At 54.9% G+C, this 17376-nt stretch carries 19 protein-coding genes and 1 other RNA gene; 12 read left to right on the forward strand and 8 right to left on the reverse strand.

Annotated elements, in window-relative coordinates; translation table 11 throughout:
• Positions 1-7: 7 nt before the first annotated feature.
• The gene (rpiA, locus tag ACCI51_RS05715) at positions 8-679 is read right to left on the reverse strand and encodes a ribose-5-phosphate isomerase RpiA (protein ID WP_299581364.1); all 672 of its coding nucleotides are present in this window, start codon (positions 677-679) and stop codon (positions 8-10) included.
• Positions 680-893: 214 nt separating this feature from the next.
• Between rpiA and ilvA the strand changes: the two genes are divergently transcribed.
• On the forward strand, positions 894-2408 hold the full coding sequence (ilvA, locus tag ACCI51_RS05720) for a threonine ammonia-lyase, biosynthetic (RefSeq protein ID WP_371842913.1): 1515 nt from the start codon (positions 894-896) through the stop codon (positions 2406-2408).
• A gap of 236 nt (positions 2409-2644) precedes the next feature.
• The gene (locus tag ACCI51_RS05725) at positions 2645-2791 is read left to right on the forward strand and encodes a hypothetical protein (RefSeq protein ID WP_371842914.1); all 147 of its coding nucleotides are present in this window, start codon (positions 2645-2647) and stop codon (positions 2789-2791) included.
• A gap of 112 nt (positions 2792-2903) precedes the next feature.
• Here ACCI51_RS05725 and ACCI51_RS05730 read toward each other — a convergent pair whose 3' ends face one another.
• From ACCI51_RS05730 to ACCI51_RS05745, 4 genes are all read right to left on the reverse strand, one after another.
• Complete coding sequence (locus ACCI51_RS05730) at positions 2904-3482, reverse strand: 5-formyltetrahydrofolate cyclo-ligase (protein ID WP_371842915.1); 579 nt, start codon at positions 3480-3482, stop codon at positions 2904-2906.
• Positions 3483-3508: 26 nt separating this feature from the next.
• Positions 3509-3689: non-coding RNA, 6S RNA (gene ssrS / locus ACCI51_RS05735), on the reverse strand.
• 75 nt (positions 3690-3764) lie between these two features.
• The gene (locus ACCI51_RS05740) at positions 3765-4094 is read right to left on the reverse strand and encodes a cell division protein ZapA (protein WP_299581373.1); all 330 of its coding nucleotides are present in this window, start codon (positions 4092-4094) and stop codon (positions 3765-3767) included.
• The gene (locus ACCI51_RS05745; RefSeq protein WP_299581375.1) at positions 4094-4387 is read right to left on the reverse strand and encodes a TIGR02449 family protein; all 294 of its coding nucleotides are present in this window, start codon (positions 4385-4387) and stop codon (positions 4094-4096) included. The genes ACCI51_RS05740 and ACCI51_RS05745 overlap by 1 nt, the downstream gene beginning before the upstream one ends.
• A gap of 115 nt (positions 4388-4502) precedes the next feature.
• Between ACCI51_RS05745 and ACCI51_RS05750 the strand changes: the two genes are divergently transcribed.
• The 7 genes from ACCI51_RS05750 to ACCI51_RS05780 all read left to right on the forward strand — a co-directional run bounded on the left by ACCI51_RS05750 (position 4503) and on the right by ACCI51_RS05780 (position 10165).
• Complete coding sequence (locus ACCI51_RS05750; RefSeq protein ID WP_371842916.1) at positions 4503-5057, forward strand: UPF0149 family protein; 555 nt, start codon at positions 4503-4505, stop codon at positions 5055-5057.
• 32 nt (positions 5058-5089) lie between these two features.
• Entirely contained in the window at positions 5090-5635 is a 546-nt protein-coding gene (locus ACCI51_RS05755) for an aminopeptidase P N-terminal domain-containing protein (protein ID WP_371842917.1), read from the forward strand.
• Between the two features lie 47 nt (positions 5636-5682).
• Positions 5683-6069 (forward strand): M24 family metallopeptidase, encoded by a 387-nt coding sequence (locus tag ACCI51_RS05760; RefSeq protein WP_371842918.1) that lies wholly within the window; start codon positions 5683-5685, stop codon positions 6067-6069.
• 66 nt (positions 6070-6135) lie between these two features.
• Entirely contained in the window at positions 6136-7377 is a 1242-nt protein-coding gene (gene ubiH / locus ACCI51_RS05765; RefSeq protein WP_371842919.1) for a 2-octaprenyl-6-methoxyphenyl hydroxylase, read from the forward strand.
• A gap of 67 nt (positions 7378-7444) precedes the next feature.
• Positions 7445-8680, forward strand: a complete 1236-nt coding sequence (locus ACCI51_RS05770; protein ID WP_371842920.1) for a UbiH/UbiF/VisC/COQ6 family ubiquinone biosynthesis hydroxylase — start codon at positions 7445-7447, stop codon at positions 8678-8680.
• 133 nt (positions 8681-8813) lie between these two features.
• Positions 8814-9794: a rhomboid family intramembrane serine protease gene (locus ACCI51_RS05775; RefSeq protein WP_371842921.1), complete on the forward strand. Its 981-nt coding sequence runs from the start codon at positions 8814-8816 to the stop codon at positions 9792-9794.
• Positions 9795-9952: 158 nt separating this feature from the next.
• Complete coding sequence (locus ACCI51_RS05780; RefSeq protein WP_371842922.1) at positions 9953-10165, forward strand: MBL fold metallo-hydrolase; 213 nt, start codon at positions 9953-9955, stop codon at positions 10163-10165.
• On the opposite strand, the gene ACCI51_RS05785 is transcribed toward ACCI51_RS05780, so the two are convergent.
• The gene (locus ACCI51_RS05785; RefSeq protein WP_371842923.1) at positions 10162-10287 is read right to left on the reverse strand and encodes a hypothetical protein; all 126 of its coding nucleotides are present in this window, start codon (positions 10285-10287) and stop codon (positions 10162-10164) included. The genes ACCI51_RS05780 and ACCI51_RS05785 overlap by 4 nt on opposite strands.
• A gap of 958 nt (positions 10288-11245) precedes the next feature.
• On the opposite strand from ACCI51_RS05785, the gene ACCI51_RS05790 reads away from it, so the two are divergent.
• The 3 genes from ACCI51_RS05790 to gcvH all read left to right on the forward strand — a co-directional run bounded on the left by ACCI51_RS05790 (position 11246) and on the right by gcvH (position 14099).
• On the forward strand, positions 11246-12352 hold the full coding sequence (locus tag ACCI51_RS05790; protein WP_299581392.1) for a CNNM domain-containing protein: 1107 nt from the start codon (positions 11246-11248) through the stop codon (positions 12350-12352).
• A gap of 205 nt (positions 12353-12557) precedes the next feature.
• Positions 12558-13646, forward strand: a complete 1089-nt coding sequence (gene gcvT, locus ACCI51_RS05795) for a glycine cleavage system aminomethyltransferase GcvT (RefSeq protein ID WP_371842924.1) — start codon at positions 12558-12560, stop codon at positions 13644-13646.
• A gap of 66 nt (positions 13647-13712) precedes the next feature.
• Positions 13713-14099, forward strand: coding sequence for a glycine cleavage system protein GcvH (gcvH, locus tag ACCI51_RS05800; protein WP_299581398.1), 387 nt, complete (start codon positions 13713-13715; stop codon positions 14097-14099).
• 114 nt (positions 14100-14213) lie between these two features.
• Here the strand turns inward: gcvH and ACCI51_RS05805 are convergent, their stop codons facing one another.
• On the reverse strand, positions 14214-14870 hold the full coding sequence (locus ACCI51_RS05805; protein ID WP_371842925.1) for a hypothetical protein: 657 nt from the start codon (positions 14868-14870) through the stop codon (positions 14214-14216).
• A gap of 236 nt (positions 14871-15106) precedes the next feature.
• Positions 15107-17359, reverse strand: a complete 2253-nt coding sequence (gene ptsP / locus ACCI51_RS05810) for a phosphoenolpyruvate--protein phosphotransferase (RefSeq protein ID WP_371842926.1) — start codon at positions 17357-17359, stop codon at positions 15107-15109.
• Between the last annotated feature and the right edge of the window lie 17 nt (positions 17360-17376).

Genomic DNA, 17376 nt, shown 5'->3' on the forward strand with positions numbered 1-17376 from the left:
TGAACCATCAAGCGGTGATGGTTTTCACTCCGGTGCTGGTACCGAGCAGCAATACATCTGCCGGGCGCTTGGCGAAGATCCCGTTGGTGACGACACCGGTGATATTGTTGATGGCGTCTTCAAGGGCTGTGGGCCGCTCAATCTTCAGGTTATAGACATCCAGAATGGCGTTGCCATTATCGGTAATCACACCTTGGCGGTAGACCGGGTCCCCTCCAAGTTTGACCAGCTCGCGCGCGACTAGCGAGCGCGCCATGGGAATTACCTCAACCGGCAGGGGAAAACTCCCCAGCGTATCCACCCACTTGCTGTCATCGGCAATACAGATGAACTCTTCGGCACAGGCAGCGACAATTTTTTCACGAGTCAGGGCTGCCCCCCCGCCTTTAATCAGCTCTAGTGCGGGGTTGGTTTCATCGGCACCGTCCACATAAAACTGGATGCCATCGACGCTGTTGAGCTCATACACGGGAATGCCGTGGGCCTTGAGCCTCTCTGCGGAAGCTTCGGAGCTGGCAACAGTGCCGTCAAACTGGCCTTTCACCTCTGCCAGGTAGTCGATAAAGAAATTGGCGGTGGAGCCAGTGCCGACGCCGACGATGGAATCGGCCTCCAGGCGCGGGGAGATATAGTCAATGGCGGCGCGAGCGGTGGCCTGCTTCAGTTCATCCTGGGTCATACGCTGGATAGTTTCCTGTGCAATTATTTTTGCTTTATCTCTATCTTTCGATAAAAAAAAGCGCAATGTATCTAAAAAAATAGAAATCGTGCTAGGCAGGGATTAGACTGGCCTGCCGGTGTTGCGCGCGGCGGCTACTTGACCGTCCACTCCTGCTACTACGCTTGCCTGAGTCGCGCACAGAAATTAACCGCAACGGCAGCTGATACACGCCATGCCTAGATCCTATATCAAGCGCATTTTAGACGCGCGCATTTACGATGTCGCCACCGAGACGCCTTTGGAGCCTATGCGCCAGTTGTCGCACCGGCTCGGCAATCGGGTTTTACTCAAGCGGGAAGACCTGCAACCGGTATTTTCCTTCAAAATTCGCGGTGCCTATAACAAGCTGCTGCAATTGCCGGCGGAGCAGCGCGCGCGGGGGGTGATTGCCGCCTCTGCGGGGAACCATGCCCAGGGCCTCGCCATGGGCGCGGCGCAATTGGGGGTGCGTGCCACCATTGTCATGCCCAAGACCACCCCCCTGATCAAAGTCAATGCCGTGCGTATGCGTGGCGCCGAAGTGGTTCTTCACGGGGATACCTTTGATGAAGCAACTTTTCGGGCCAGGCAGTTGATGCAGGAGCGCGATCTGGTGTTTGTGCATCCCTATGACGACCCGGATGTCATAGCCGGGCAGGGCACTGTGGCGATGGAGTTGCTGCGTCAGTACTCCGGCAACCTTGAGGCGGTTTTTATCCCTGTCGGTGGAGGCGGGCTCGCTGCAGGTATGGCCGCTTATATCAAATATGTGCGTCCGGAGACTCGGGTCTATGCCGTAGAGCCGGAGGAAGCGGCCTGTCTTAAGGCCGCTCTGGAAAGTGATGCGCGTGTCCGCTTGGCTCAAGTGGGGTTGTTTGCCGATGGCGTCGCGGTGGCGCAAATTGGTGAAGAGACCTTCCGCATCTTGCGTGAAACTGTAGATGGTGTGATCACCGTGAGCACCGATGAAATCTGTGCGGCGATCAAGGATATTTTTGAGGACACTCGCTCCATTGCCGAGCCGGCCGGGGCCGTAGGTCTGGCGGGATTGAAAAAGTACGCTGAGCAGAGCGGCAGTCGCAACGAAGCCCTCGCCACTGTTTGTAGCGGTGCCAATATTAATTTCGATCGGCTGCGTTATATCAGCGAACGCACCGAAATTGGCGAAAAACGCGAGGCAGTATTGGCGGTGCGCATTGAGGAACGCCCGGGCAGCTATCTGCGTTTTTGTCGAGATCTGGGGGATCGGGCCATTACCGAATTTAACTATCGTTACGCCGGGGAGGGGGAGGCACATATTTTTGTTGGTGTGCAGGTATCCGCCGACAGCGACCGGAGTCAGTTGGTTGAGAGGCTTGAAGGGAATGGTTATAGCGTCACCGACCTCACCGATAACGAAATGGCAAAACTACATATCCGCCATTTAGTGGGAGGGCGGGTTCCAGGGTTGCGCGATGAGGTGGTCTATCGCTTTGAGTTTCCCGAGCGCCCTGGCGCATTGCGGAAATTTCTTGAGCACTTGGCGGGGCGCTGGAATATCACACTATTCCACTACCGCAACCACGGTGCCGCCTATGGGCGGGTCTTGGTGGGCCTGCAGGTGGCGCCTTCAGCGCGTGCGGAATTACTGGATTTACTCGAGAGACTGCAATTTCCCTATTGGGATGAAACTAAAAATCCGGCTTATCGATTTTTCCTGGCCAACTAAACCTTAAGAGGAAAAGGTTAGAGTAATTTATCTCAATAAATTTTTGCTACATAGACCACAATTTTGATTATGTCGAACCACCCTGCGCAATAATGCGACAAAAAACGCAGAAAATATTCAACAAACAGTTACTATTCCCTCGATTGTTAAGTATCTTCTTTGGTCGTGGAACTTTTACTATGGCACCGGTCATATGCGGAGTGAAACGCACATAACAAAAAAATAGATCGTACAGGATGGTCCCAATGAAAGCCGATGCGCTGACAATCGCTGTGGTTGTCTTTGTCGCGGGCGTTCTGCTGAGCACTAGTGGTTTGACCGAGGTGTTTGCCTCGGAACAGGAGCCGCCGGCTGCTTTGCAACAGGGAGTGGTTACCCGTTAGGCCATGGCCGGGGGGCGCTCTGCCCAAGCACAAACAAAAAAGGCCGGATACCCTAGGGTGTCCGGCCTTTTTTGTTGAGCGGCTCACGGTGAAACCCGTTGCTTAAGTCGAATTAGCGGCAGCGATAGATACGCTGCTCGGTCACCACTGTATCGAGAGGAATATCCCAGTTATCCGTGGGCAGGTGCTGGACACATTGCAACTGATGGGCGACGCCAATTAATTGCGGGCCGCTCCCCGGCAACAGCTGCTTGTGTTCAAAAGTGCGATCGTAGAAGCCCGCTCCCATGCCGAGGCGGGCCCCCGTAGGGTCGAAGGCGACCAGGGGAACCAGGACCAAGTCCAATAAGCCCGCTGCGCGACTGGGGCTTCGCACTGGCTCTGGAATATGAAAGCGGTTGCGAAAAGGTAGGGGAGCGCCATTCCAGTATTTAAAGCCCAGATGGGGATGTGGCTCCTCCGGTAATACCGGCAAATAGAATTGTTTCTCGGGAAAGCGCCGCAAAAGGGAGCGAACATCCAGTTCGCCATCCATAGGCCAGTAAATCCCAATATGACCGGCGCGCTTCATTTGTGGAATTCGGCCTAACAGCGTAATGGCCGCGCGGCCGTGTAAACGCTGTTGATAGGCGCTGAGTGCCCGCCGCTCCGCGCGCAAGCGCCGGCGCAGCTGGGTTTTATCTTCGTTCATGGGTAGGGAAATACTGGAATAGAATTGGAAACCCCGAGAGTGCGGCTGTAGACGGAGCCTTGAACCGTAAGGTTCAAGGTGGCGGTCTCCGGAGTACATAAGGCTTTCCGCTGCATGGCGGACCTGCACACCAGCACCCGCTGGAAACCACCGGGGTAAGATTATCGGCTCAAGGACATAGTCTGCTGGCCAACACCCCAGGGTATGTACCAATTATAACTTGTCAAAAGGGGGGCTGTTAACTGGAAATTCAGATGTTTTGGTCGCGCCGCCCACATTGAGTTATGACTGAGGTTCACTCTCCGGGTCTGTTTCCCCCAATACATTGTGAACCTTGTCTTGCAGGCGATCTAAAATTTCCTTTTGCAGCGGGATACTGCTTAATTCTGCTTTTGCCTGAATGAGCTCATGGGCAATATTTAGGGCGGCCATGACGGCGACGCGCTCTGCGCCAATGACAGTCCCCGCGGTGCGGATTCTAGACATGCGCTCATTTAATAGTTGCGCGGAAGCGAGGAGTCCGGCGCGCTCGCTGTCTGCACAGGCAACGCGGTACTCTTTGCCGAGAATGGAAACAGTGACGGTTTCAGAAGTTAATGCAGAGTCAGCCATCAGGATTCTTGCGTTAGCCCTTTGAGACGATTGATCATGGCTTCAACCCGCGAGCGGGCGGCCTCATTATTTTTTATTAAGCGCTGGCGTTCACGCAGCCAGTCGGCTTCCTGCCGGCGCAATTCACGATTGTCATCGGCCAGCTGTTGGCAGCGGGCAATCAGTGAATCTACGGTGCTTTCTAACGCTTGCAGCTTATCCATATTTCCTGCGTTTGAGTCTACGTCTGGGTTCGCAACACGACAGACTGCGAGGGATTCCGCTACTATATTGCCGGCGAAATGGTGGGTCAATCGCTCCACCTGCGCGGGCAATCACAAAATTGCCTTGAGGACCCCCAGTTCTCACACTTATCGCTGTCACAGCGGCGCTTGAATATATCCCGATCTAGAAAACTGTGCGGTAAACATGACTTCAGAAAACAACCGATTTGAGCAACTTGCCAATGCCATTCTCTCCGCGGGTGGCCAGGTGGACCCCAGCGAGTTACACGGCTTTACCTGTGGAATTTTGGCCGCCGGAGCCGAGCCGGATAAAAAACGCTGGCAGAGTGAGTTGGCGGCCCTGCTCGATGTGGAGGCTGTGCCTGCCGATTTGGACCGGGATTTGTTGCAGTTAGCGGAGGAGAGCCGCAAGCAATTGGGAGGCTCAGATTTTTCTTTTCAGTTAGTGCTCTGTGACGATGAAGACATCGTTTCGCGCACACTGGCTCTCGGGCATTGGTGTGCGGGTTTTCTACATGGATTCGGCATCGGTGGCGCTAAAGTGAAGCTGCTACCCACCAGTGAGGAGGCGCTAAAAGATATTGGCGCAATCGCTCAGGTGGATGCCGACCACGTTGATGCTAGCGAAGAAGCGGAGCAGCAACTGATTGAGCTACAAGAGTATGTGCGGGTTGCGGTGCTCAATATTTTTACCGAGGTGCGTGGAAATAAAGCTAGCGGCGGCCCAACCGTCCACTGATGTCCTCTGGCGAAAAATATACGGGGGTTGGTATGGTGGAGTACGCACGTCGTCGCACCCAATTACTGGCAGAACTGGCCCCTAATAGCATCGCGATTATTGCTTCGGGCACTGAGCAGTTGCCCTCCCTTGATACCTACTTTCCTTGTCGCCAGGATAGTGACTTTCTCTATTTGACCGGTTTTCCCGAGCCTGAGGCCCTACTGGTCTTATTGCTCGGTCGCAGCCAGGGTGAGACTCTGCTGTTTTGTCGTGAGCGAGAAAGAGAAAAAGAGTGTTGGGAGGGGCCACGTCTGGGTCCCGAGCGAGCCCTGAGCCAGTTTGGCCTGTCCGATGCGTTCCCTATCAGTGACCTCGACGATAATCTGCCCGGATTATTGGGAGGGCGTGAGCGCGTTTATTTTCCTATGGGGCGTTATGCACATCTGGATTGGCGCCTGCGGGCTCATCGGCAAGCCATAGAGGAAGCTCCTGGCAATAAGAGGTCCCCGGAAATGGTGGACCTGGATTACCAACTATGGGAATTGCGCCAAAGGCACTTTATGAAGTTGACCTGGCGGCGCAGCGAGCGGCGATAGAGCGGGTGCGCGTGGGCAATCACTGAAACGATCCGCATACTGCCAGCGTGGAAGTGATCACCCGCGGGTTATTGGATCTGGGACTGTTGCGCGATAATCTGCGCAACTTGTTGGACTGCGGTGCCTACCAGCCCTTTTATAGGCATCGGGTTGGCCATTGGCGGGGGACGGATGTTCACGATGTGGGCGATTATCGGGTCCAGGGTGCCTGGCGCCAACTGGAACCGGGGATGGTGATGACCGTCGAGCCCGGCATCTATATACCCGCGAACGATGAGCAAATACCCATAGAGTTTCGCGGTATGGGAATTCGCATAGAGGGCGATGTTGCCCTGACCGAGCAAGGGGCATCCGTTCTGTCCGATGGCGCACCGAAACCCGTGCGCGATATCGAGTACACCATGCGTCACGGCCGGGATTTTCTGACCCACTAGTTTAATTTGAGATTTAGTAGCCCCGCTCCCGGACTCTTTCCGGTCGCTGGGCCGGGGGAGACTGCAATGAGTGAGCCGCAACAGCGGGTGGATGTGGCTATTGTCGGTGGCGGTATGGCGGGCGCCAGTCTGGCACTGATGCTGGCGCATTTTTGTCCACACCTCAGAGTTCGGCTACTGGAGCAGAGGGCTTTGCCCGATGCCGCTGCCAGTGTTGAGCTGCCCAGCTTCGATACCCGTGCCACCGCAATTGCCGCCGGCAGCCTACAGCTGTTCAGACAGCTGGGGCTGTGGCCCGCCCTGCGTGAGTACTGCGCGCCAATCAAGCGCGTTCAGGTCAGTGATCGGGGCCACGCTTTCGGCGCAGCACTATCTGCCAGTGAACAGGAACAGGCCAGTTTTGAGGGGATGCTGGGGGCAGTTATCGAAAATGCGGCACTGGGGCCCATTCTGCATAAGGCGCTGGCAGAGACGCCGGTCGAGCTTTTGGCGCCGGCTCGGGTGACAGGGGTGCATATGGATAATTGCGGCGCGAATTTGCACTGGAACGCCGCTGAAGGTGGCCCTGAGAACGTACTGGATTGCACGTTGTTGGTGGTCGCCGATGGCGTTGATTCCCCGCTGTGCAGGCAGTTGGGAATGGAAATTGACACGGTAAAGTACCAACAGAGGGCGCTGGTCACTACTGTTGCTCTACAACGGGACCACGAAGGCGTCGCCTTTGAGCGTTTTACCCCTTCCGGTCCTATGGCATTGCTGCCATTGCCAAGGCGCGAGGGTATTCACCGCGCGGCTCTGGTTTGGGCCTGCGCGGAGAAGGAGGCTGAGGGTATCTGTGTGCTTTCGGAAGATGCGCGTTTGCAGCGCTTACAAAAGCAATTTGGTTGGCGCGCCGGCCGGTTTATCAAAGCGGGTGCCCTGCAGGGTTATCCGCTCAGCCTGTCTTTGGCTCGGGAACAGTGGCGGCGCAACGTGGTGTTACTCGGTAATTGTGCGCATTTTCTGCATCCAGTGGCCGGGCAGGGATTTAATCTGACCGTGCGGGATTGCTATGCCCTGGCACAGGCGCTGGCACAGCCGCGGTTGCAGCAGGGCGCTGTGGGACAGCTCGAATGCCTCGCCGCCTATGGCGAAAACCGCCGGCGCGATCAGCGATTAACCGTGGGTTTCAGCGACCGTATTCCGGCGCTGTTCTCCTCGGGGAATCCTTTTCAACAAGTGGTGCGCCAAATGGGGTTGCTTGGTCTTACACTGATACCTCCGCTGCGACAGCAGTTTATTGGCCAGGCGGCGGGATTTGGGCTCTAACGGTGCTCTGCACAGCACGGCACAATACTCGGCACATCATTCGGTAAAACAGTGGAATTGGCTAGATATGAATAGACACCGTTTGGACTTTGCCATCGTCGGTGCGGGGATGGTGGGTATGGCCCAGGCCGCGCTGCTCGCTGTGCGTCACCCGGGGATGCGCCTGGCCCTGCTGGAGGCCTCTACTGAGACCGCACCGCAACAATCTGAGGACTACGAGCCGCGGGTTGTAGCCCTTACTCATGCCTCCCGCGCGCTGCTCGATGAGATCGGGGTCTGGGAGGAAATTTCCACGCAGCGTGCCTGCCCTTATGTGGAAATGCGTGTATGGGATGCGGATGGCACCGGTTCTGTACGTTTTAACAGCCGCGATGTGCAGCTGCCCAATCTGGGGCATATTGTTGAGAACAGTATTATTGTCGCCGCCCTGCGTGCGAGACTCGAGGCTCTGCCCAATGTGGAGTTGGTGAATGGCTTCCGTCTGGAGAGCTGGTGGCGCGACTGCGGCCTCTGGCACCTGCAGCCGCGGGGCGAACAGTCCGATGGGGTCGAGGGATTGCGGGAGCAGGCCGAAATAGTACGTACACGCCTGCTAATCGGTGCAGATGGCGCCCGCTCTAAGGTGCGTGACCTGCTGCGCATCCGCTGCCAGGATACGGATTACCATCAGACAGCGCTGGTCTGTGTCGCGCGCTCTGAGAGGCCCCACCGGCACACCGCATGGCAGCGTTTTCTGCAGAGTGGCCCTCTGGCCTTTCTACCTCTGGCCGGACTGGGCGATGACAACCACTGTGCGGTGGTGTGGTCGGCAGATGATCCGCTTGCGCGCGAATTGATGATGTTGGATGACCAGGCTTTTGCCCTGAATCTTGAGAAGGCATTCGAGAGCCGGCTGGGCAAGCTGGAATCTGTCAGTGAACGCTTCTCCTTCCCCCTGCGCGCGCGCCACGCGGAGCGCTACCACGGCCCCGGTGCGGTTTTGGTCGGGGATGCCGCCCACAGTATTCACCCACTGGCGGGACAGGGTGTGAACTTGGGCTTTCAGGATGTTCGTGTGCTCGCGGATGAAATAGATCGCGCCCTGTCTCGCGGCCTGGAGCCGGCGCACGCCTCGGTATTGGCGCGCTATGAGCGTCGTCGCCGTGGCGATAATGCCACTACACTCAAGGCAATGAGCGCTTTCAAGTCCCTGTTTGGAGCCGGCGACCTCCACTGGCGCTGGCTGCGCAATACCGGCTTGAGTATGGTAGATGCCAGCCCCATGTTAAAGAAACGGATCATTATGCGGGCTATGGCGGTTTAGTGCGGGCTTGCTATTCAATCTGTATTTTCTCCCAACGGCTAACTTAAAAGCTTCAAGTTGGCCGCTGGGTATAGAAATAAAATCTGCTGGAATATGATGTTCGTTGGCAGGTCGGCAAAAAAGGTTTTCTGAATTGAGCCAGTGGATTACCGTTTATTCTTTCCCCTCCTCTAAAGATCTCAGTGCGCTGGCGCGATTTATTCATCGCTACCAATTGCCCCTGCGTATTACCGAGGAAAAAAACCAGCAATTATTGCTCAGTCCTGATGCAGGCTTAGCCGATATGCTGAAGCCGCTGCTACAGCGTTGGGATTCAGGTGAGCTAGATCTCGATCGCGTACAAATGCAGCGTGTGGAGAATGGTGAGCCCATAAGTGAAGGGCCGCAAACCACAAACGCAACGATTGAAACCCAGCGGGGGCCTGAGGGCGCTATGTCGGATGGGCAGCCCAAAGCTTCAGCCTTTGTGCTGCCGACTTTTCCCCTGCAAAAAACACCGATCAGCCTTTTGTTGATCGCCCTGTGTTTTTTAGGGTGGTTTTTGCAAATAAATAATTTAAGCAGTGGCCTGCTGATTTATCCCGACCGGAGCAGCGGTGCGCTTTTTTCTCAAACGCCGTTTTCGCAGTCCTCTTTGGCTTGGCATATACAACAGGGGCAGTGGTGGCGATTATTTACCCCGGCCATTGTGCACTTCTCCCTGCCTCACGCCTTGTTTAATGCTCTGGGTATCTGGATTCTCGGCAGGCCCATTGAGGCCCGTGGGGGTAGTTTTCTTTTTGTAGTGCTGGTGTTGTTCGGTGCTGTTGCCTCTAATCTGGCCCAGTATTTTTGGGAGCCCCGGGTGCTTTTTGGCGGTATGTCCGGTGTTGTTTATGCCCTGGTAGGATTCGCCCTGGTTGTGCAGCGTTTTCAGCCCCAGTGGCGCGATATACCCACAGGTATCCTCACAGTGGCCCTGGTATGGTTGCTACTGTGCGCCCTGGGCATTATGACTTTATTGACTGGGGTGGGTGTTGCCAATGCCGCCCATATCGGTGGCCTTCTCAGCGGCCTGTTCATTGCCCTGGTGTACTGTGCATTGAGTGGGGCACGCAGGTTTGTTCCGTCGTAGACAATCCAAGCTGTGCAAGGGTAGCAAGCAATAGCCAATGACAAACCTGGGCATTATTAGAATTCCGGTACTCCCCATGGGGGGGAACGCGCACCTGATTTTTAGCTCAAAGGGAAAACAATTGGTGAACTTTGGATTGCCCGGTACAGAGAAAAAATTTGGAAATTTCTCGCCCGAAGGGACTTACTTTTAAAGCACTAGATCTGATCGTTATTACCCATGCCCACTCGGACCATGCGGGTAGCGCCGGCAAGCTGCAAAAAATACTGTGCGGCACCGGTCGTAGCCCACAGTGGCGATTTGGCCTAATTTTAACAGGAAAGCCCATGACCTATTGCCCTACAGGTTGGTTTGGGTGGCTGTTTTTTTAAAAGTCTGGGATACCAAAACGCTCTGCGGTGCATTTACCCCAGGTACTTAGCGGAAGGATCAGGAGATTTTTGGCCTTTCCGGCGATGGGATTAATGGTGCTGTCTTCTTTACACCGGGACACACTCGGGGCTCCTTACCCTCACAGGAAGTGAGGCGCTATGCAGAGCAAATATTGCAAAAGACATCGTGAATTAAAGTTCAAAGCAGATTTACTATTTGGTGAAACGTGGTTTTGACGGACTTTCGCCTTGAATCGAGCTATCTAGTCTGGATTTCTTTTTTAGTATTATGAGCGTCACGGAATGAGGCGCCCAGATTCTCAGGCTTTAAAATTTCGTTAAGCTTGGCTGGCAGATTCCTTGCTGGATCCAGGGGGCAGAGAGTTATGACGTGTCTCCGGAGGAATCACACCTGGCCATTGTGGCCGATTCCCAAAACAGTGATATCCGCCCAGATTTCGATGTATTCCTAGGAGTCCGGCGCATTAAGCCTCCCAATTTATCCACGGCCAACGAGGTGTTAGGTTTCAGCCCCAAGCTTTCACCGAATGGCCGCCTGATGCGCGGGGTCTTTATATTGCAGTATCGGCCGACCGTATGCGGACACGATTGTGAGAGCCGAGTGATTGAAATCGTAGAGCTGGATCGAAAAAGATCAACGGGTGGCAGCTGTAGGCCGTTACGTTGGATATTTGGCGTGTATTCTTCTGGGTCGTGAGCACCCGTTGAACGCCTTGGTAATTCACGCGCTTGCCGACAACTTATACCCCCAAAGGGTCTACAGTGTTCGTTTCGGCGAAGATTGGGAGAGCCTGGAGATTTACCACTCAAATCTGGAGACCGCGAGTACTGACTGGATAACTCGAGACAGATTCGATCTGGTTTTTCAGCTGGGAGGCTCCCAGAGTATTGCTAGCCCAAACGAGAATGGCACTGGGCGGATGCCTCTCCTTGTATCTTTACGGGGAAGGCGTCGACCCGTTGCAAGCTGTATTGTTGGGGCTTTACTGCTCTCTAGGCTTGTTGTGTCGCGGACAGTGCGCAAGAATTGGAGCCTAATTCTGCTGTAACCAGGCACATATGTTTCTCTTAATCACTTATATTTTTATCGCTCTCGGTTTTTCCTTTTTGTGCTCAATTGCCGAGTCGGTCATTCTCAGTGTTACCACGCCCTATGTGCGATTGCTTGAACGACAGGGGCACAAAGCGGGTCCCCTGTTGCGCAAGCTCAAGGGCGATATCAACGCGCCGCTGGCTGCGATTCTCACCTTGAACACTGTTGCCCATACCGCCGGTGCCGCCGGGGCTGGCGCCCAGGCCGCGGCGGTTTTTGGCAACCAGTACCTGGGTATTGCCTCTGCAATTCTCACTCTGTTGATTCTGGTTTTCTCAGAAATTATCCCGAAAACGCTAGGGGCCGTTTATTGGCGCCAGCTGGCACCGATTATCGCCTATGCGCTGCGCGGGTTGGTTTGGCTGCTCTATCCGTTTGTGAAAATGTCCGAGTGGTTGACGCGGGGCTTATCCCACGGGCCTACTCTTACAGGATTCAGCCGCGATGAATTTGCGATTATGGCGGAGATAGGAGAGGCGGAGGGCCAGCTTGAGGAGCGTGAGTCGAGTATTCTGCGCAATCTGTTTTTTACCCTGCGCGATCACTCTGTTCGCGAGGTGATGACGCCGCGTACGGTGGTTTTTTCCCTGCCGGAGGACGCCACTCTCGCCGAGGCCTATGAGGAGGTGGAAAGGGGGCGCTTTTCCCGCATTCCGGTATATGAAAACCGCGATCAGGACTGTGTGGTGGGCTTTGTACTCAAACAAGAGTTACTGCTCGCCCATGCGAAGGGGGAGGGGGAGCGCAAGCTGGCGGAGTTTCGCCGTGAAATGTTGATGCTGCCGGAGACCGCCACCATCTATCAAGCCTTCCAGAAAATGTTGTCGCGGCGGATGCAGATCAGTGCGGTGTTGGATGAGTACGGTGGCCTGGAGGGAGTGGTTACTTTGGAGGATCTCCTCGAGACGCTGCTTGGCGAGGAAATTGTCGATGAGGCGGATAAGACACCGGATCGCCAGGAGTTGGCTAAGCGCCTGTGGCGTTGGCGCTCGAAGAGACACGGCCTCAAGGTGGATACGTCGGCCCAGCGCGAACAGGATACTGAGGAGGCCGGTAAAGGCCGTGACGACTGAATTCCGCTCGCCGCTTGTCTCATTTTGGGGTTGCAGATCGTCTCGGCGGAATCTTTGACGGCCACTGGCAACCTGTACAGGTTTTGATCCCGGTGGCTGCTAGGCTAGCTGAGCAGAAATGTCGCAGCGCATAGCCAGCTGGCAAGGCCAGTACCCAAGCCGCTAGAATACGCCGCTTCGGAACCTGACGGACTGAGAATTTACAATGGGAAACAGAACGCCTCTGTATGACACGCATGTCGCTATGGGCGGCAAAATGGTGGACTTCGGTGGATGGGATATGCCGCTGCACTACGGCTCGCAGCTGGATGAGCACAACCAGGTGCGCACCGATGCGGGGATGTTTGATGTCTCCCACATGACGGTGGTCGACATCGATGGTGCCGATGCCCGCGATTACCTGCGCTACCTGCTGGCCAATGATGTGGCCAAGCTCGATGGCAATCCAGGCAAGGCCCTGTACACCGGCATGTTGAATGAAAAGGCCGGCGTGATCGATGATCTGATCGTGTACCTGCGAGACCCCGGCTATCGCGTGGTTGTAAACTGCGCCACCCGTGAGAAAGATCTAGCCTGGATGAACAAGCAGGCGGAATCTTTTGATATCACCCTTACCGAGCGCCCACAATTGGCGATGATCGCTATTCAGGGCCCCAATGCGATCAGCAAGACCAAAGAGGTGTTGGGTATCGATTGGACCGCTGCGATCGATGCGCTGAAAGTCTTCCAGAGTGTGGCACGCGGCGAATGGTTTGTGGCGCGTACCGGTTACACCGGCGAGGATGGCCTGGAAATTATGCTGCCCGGCGAAGACGCCAGCGGTTTTTGGCGCGCCCTGGCGGATGCCGGAGTCGCACCCAGTGGCCTGGGTGCACGGGATACCCTTCGCCTCGAAGCGGGTATGAACCTCTACGGCCACGAAATGGACGAGGAAACATCCCCTCTCATCGCCAATATGGCCTGGACCGTCGCTTGGGCGCCGGAAAGCCGCAACTTTATAGGTCGCGCTGAGCTGGAAGAGGAAAAGGCGAAGGGCGTTGAACACAAGCTGGTCGGCCTGGTATTGGAAGAGCGCGGGGTCCTGCGCGCGGGCCAGTATGTGATGGTGGAAGGTAGCGAAGAGCGCGGTATCATCACCAGCGGAACCTTCTCGCCAACCCTGGGTTACTCTGTTGCTCTGGCGCGAGTACCGGTCAGTGTCGGTGATACCGCCGAAGTAGAAATCCGCAAAAAAATGCAGCCGGTCAAGGTGGTTAAGCCCTGTTTCGTGCGCAACGGTAAATCGGTTATTTAAGCGCCGCACTGTAGGTGTACGCGCAGCAAGACATTCTATTGAGATGCTTAATCAAGGGATCACAGCATGAGCGAAATCCGCAATGAATTGAAATACCTCTCCAGCCACGAGTGGGCTCGACTGGAAGAGGATGGCACTGTCACTATCGGCATCAGCGACCACGCTCAGGATGCATTGGGCGACGTGGTGTATGTTGAGACGCCGGAAGTCGGCAGCAACCTGGCCGCTGGCGATGAGGCCGGTGTGGTTGAGTCTGTTAAAGCCGCCAGCGATATCTACTCCCCGGTATCCGGTGAGGTGGTCGAGGTGAATGAATCTCTGGAAGAATCCCCGGAAACCGTTAATTCCTCCCCTTACGATGATGGCTGGTTCTTCCGTATCAAGCCCAGCGATGTAAGTGAGTTGGATAATATGTTGGATGCCGACGCATATCGTTCGGAGTCTGAGGACTGAGTTCCAGTCTATTCCGATAAAAGAAAAGACCACTATTTTTAGTGGTCTTTTCAATAGTTAATAATAAAATCTGTACAAATGACTGCTGATCACTTGGCAAAGCTTCTGTGCTTTCTAGTCAAAAGACATAGCTTTGCGTACTTCCTCATCATTTACTATTTGGTCTAGCTGAGCCTTATAAGCCAGTAGCACATTATTTTGGGGAGATTGGCTAGCCTTCTCTTCAATAACGTCACGCTCTTTGATATTTTTTGTTAGAAGCTGGCCCTCTTCCAAATCATAAACCAGTACATTGGTATCAGTATCAAAGTTAAAGGCGGATACCCAATTAAGATTGACGCTAAAGTACCACTCATTAAGTACCAAGCTAATCATTTTGCCCGCATTGTTTTCTTTCATCAGTCGCCTGATAGTTTCCTCTTCAGGGCTCTCATCCAGATCAACTTCAATGGCATTCCAACCAGAAGTATTTAAGCCATGTACAAGTCGGCTTTGTAAAAATTGCCCCAAGTTTTTCTCTTTATCACCCGGTTCTGTAGCAAGCACTTGTTTCACGTGCCAATCGACTGGAATCCCAAAAGATACATGAGCTTTACCAACAAAAGTTTTCTTTTTTCCCTGAAGGACTCGTTGACGTTGGTCGATAACTGAAATCAAAACTGATTCTTTAGTCTGGTAGTTTGGGGCTACAGATTGCTCCTCGAGAGAGGTAGGAGAAACACAGGCAGTAACCGTGATAACCAGAGTAAGAAGCGCTATTTTTTTTAGCACGAAAATATTTCCTAACAATAAAGTTTTTTGAGTAAATTATTTAGCAAAGGCACGCTCAAGTGAGTTAGAGCTACGTGGATTCTATCATTGAATGTTAGTTTGTACTTACTTGGGAAGGGATTGCTTCAGCTAAATTCGAAATAGCATGGAATATTTCTCAAAGGCTAGGCGCCTCTGAGTTATTCGAAAGTGATTTGGATATTTTGATTGAAAGTATCAAGGCTGGATAAATGTATTTATGGCTGTAAGGTCACCTTTAAGCCAGCTTTTTTGAGGTAACTTTTAACTATTTTTTCAATCTCTACTGGGCAGCTCATTTTGAGAGCCTGCTGCAAGAGTAACTTGCTATCCGCCTGACGCACTGCGCGCAGGGTGGCTTTTACCCGGGGTAGATTAGTGGCGTTCATTGACAGCATGTCGTACCCCATTGCCACCAGCAACAGAGCGCCACCGGGCTCCCCAGCCAGTTCCCCACAAATGCCGACCTTGGTGCCCTCCGCGTGGGCAGTATTGACAATCTCCTGCAGCGCGCGCAATACCGCGGGGTGTAAGGCATGATAGATATTGGCGACGCGGCTGTTGTTGCGATCTACGGCCAACAGGTACTGGGTCAGGTCGTTGCTACCCACCGAGATAAAGTCCGCGCGTTCGGCTAGTTCGCGAATCAGGTAGATGGCGGAGGGGACTTCCACCATAACCCCAAGTGGCGGCATTTCTATTTCATAGCCCTCCTCGAGGAGTTCCCGATAGGCTCGCTCAATCAGTTTGCGTGCGGCTTCGAGTTCATTGAGCCCGCTGATCATGGGGAGCATGATACGCAGGTTACTGAATCCCAGGCTGGCCTTCATCATGGCACGCACTTGCGCCAGGAAAATTTCCGGGTGGTCCAGGGTGACGCGGATGCCGCGCCATCCGAGGAAGGGATTGGTCTCTTCGATTGGGAAGTAGGCCAGTGCCTTGTCGCCGCCCACATCGAGGGTGCGCATAGTGACCGGTAGGGGGGCGAAGGCCTCCAGCTGTTCCCGGTAAATCTCCCGCTGTTCCTCTTCGGAGGGAAAGCGGTCGCGCAACAGAAAGGGTACTTCGGTGCGGAACAGGCCGACACCCTCGGCACCGCGCTCCAGGGAGCGTGCAACATCGGCCATGAGCCCGGTATTAACCAGCAAGCGCACCCGGTGTCCATCGGCGGTTTCCGCCGGGAGGTCGGCCAGGTGGTCGAAGCTGTGGGCGAGTTGTTGCTCCTCTTCCACTATTTCGTCATAGCGCCGCTTGAGTTCTGCGCCGGGATGGATATGAAGATCGCCGCGGTAGCCATCGACCACCATATCCACGCCGTGGATGGTTTCGTAGGGCAGGTCCTGCACACCCATGATCGCTGGTAGTCCCATGGCACGGGCAATAATGGCCATATGGCTGTTGGAGGAACCTTTTACTGAGACGGCGCCGATAAGCTTTTCGCGTGGGACTTCGGCTAAAACAGCTGCGGTGAGTTCTTCCCCCACAAGAATGGTGTTCTCGGAGTAGTCGCGCTCGCTCTGCTGTTGCTGGTGTAGGTGTGTGAGGACCCGCGCGCCCAAATCGCGCACATCGGCAGCCCGGTCGCGGAAGTAGGAGTCGGACATGGCCTCAAAGCGACGCACATGTTCGAGCATGACTTCGGCCCAGGCTCTGGGGGCACTCAGCTGTTGCTCAATACGATCGCAGACCTCCACGGCGAGAGAATTGTCGTCGAGCATGCTGATGTAGGCGTCGAAGAGTGCGCGCTCTTCGCGGTTGAGCTCGCACTTGAGTCGCTCGCCTACCTCGCGAATTTCCTCTCTGGCGGAGGTGAGCGCCTGTCGGAATAAGACTAATTCCGCTTCTATATCCAGACACAGGGAATAGGGCACAGTGGCCAGGTTGGCCCTTGGGGTGACAATATGGGCGCGACCTATGGCAATGCCGGGTGAGGCGGCGATGCCAGAGAAATGGGTTTCCTGTCGTTGTCGGCGGATGGTGGCCAGTGTACCAGTGGCTTCGGCATGGGCGATTACCCCGGCGAGTTGTGCGGAGAGGGTGACCAGAAACGCCTCTTCTCCCTCATCGAAACGGCGCTGTTCCTCCTGCTGGACTACCAAGACCCCGAGTACGATGCGGTGGTGGATAATCGGCGTGCCGAGAAATGCACTAAAACGCTCTTCCCCGGTGGAGGGGAAATATTGGAAGGCGGGGTGGGCTTCGGCTTTTTCCAGGTTGATGGGTTCTTCGCGGGTGACCACGTTGCCCACCAGCCCCTCACCCGGCGCCAAGTGAACCTGGCCCACGGCACTGGGGCGCAGGCCGTCTGTGGCCATCAGAACATAATTGCCGGATTCTTTATCGCGCAGGTATACAGAGCAGACCCGTGTGTGCATGACTTCGCGCACACGCCGCACAATAATCTCCAGCACCGCGGGCAGGTCCCTGGCGGAGTTAACTTCCTGAACGATACTTCGCAGAGATCCGAGCAATGGCCTTTCCTCGCCAG

The organism is Microbulbifer echini (genome assembly GCF_041447225.1).
Taxonomy (GTDB): domain Bacteria; phylum Pseudomonadota; class Gammaproteobacteria; order Pseudomonadales; family Cellvibrionaceae; genus Microbulbifer; species Microbulbifer echini.

Bases quoted from the DNA above. Each gene is read 5' to 3' on its own strand.
- rpiA (WP_299581364.1), bottom strand. From the start codon at position 679: ATGACCCAGGATGAACTGAAGCAGGCCACCGCTCGCGCCGCCATTGAC.
- ilvA (WP_371842913.1), top strand. From the start codon at position 894: ATGCCTAGATCCTATATCAAGCGCATTTTAGACGCGCGCATTTACGAT.
- ACCI51_RS05725 (WP_371842914.1), top strand. From the start codon at position 2,645: ATGGTCCCAATGAAAGCCGATGCGCTGACAATCGCTGTGGTTGTCTTT.
- ACCI51_RS05730 (WP_371842915.1), bottom strand. From the start codon at position 3,482: ATGAACGAAGATAAAACCCAGCTGCGCCGGCGCTTGCGCGCGGAGCGG.
- ACCI51_RS05740 (WP_299581373.1), bottom strand. From the start codon at position 4,094: ATGGCTGACTCTGCATTAACTTCTGAAACCGTCACTGTTTCCATTCTC.
- ACCI51_RS05750 (WP_371842916.1), top strand. From the start codon at position 4,503: ATGACTTCAGAAAACAACCGATTTGAGCAACTTGCCAATGCCATTCTC.
- ACCI51_RS05755 (WP_371842917.1), top strand. From the start codon at position 5,090: ATGGTGGAGTACGCACGTCGTCGCACCCAATTACTGGCAGAACTGGCC.
- ubiH (WP_371842919.1), top strand. From the start codon at position 6,136: ATGAGTGAGCCGCAACAGCGGGTGGATGTGGCTATTGTCGGTGGCGGT.
- ACCI51_RS05770 (WP_371842920.1), top strand. From the start codon at position 7,445: ATGAATAGACACCGTTTGGACTTTGCCATCGTCGGTGCGGGGATGGTG.
- ACCI51_RS05790 (WP_299581392.1), top strand. From the start codon at position 11,246: ATGTTTCTCTTAATCACTTATATTTTTATCGCTCTCGGTTTTTCCTTT.
- gcvT (WP_371842924.1), top strand. From the start codon at position 12,558: ATGGGAAACAGAACGCCTCTGTATGACACGCATGTCGCTATGGGCGGC.
- gcvH (WP_299581398.1), top strand. From the start codon at position 13,713: ATGAGCGAAATCCGCAATGAATTGAAATACCTCTCCAGCCACGAGTGG.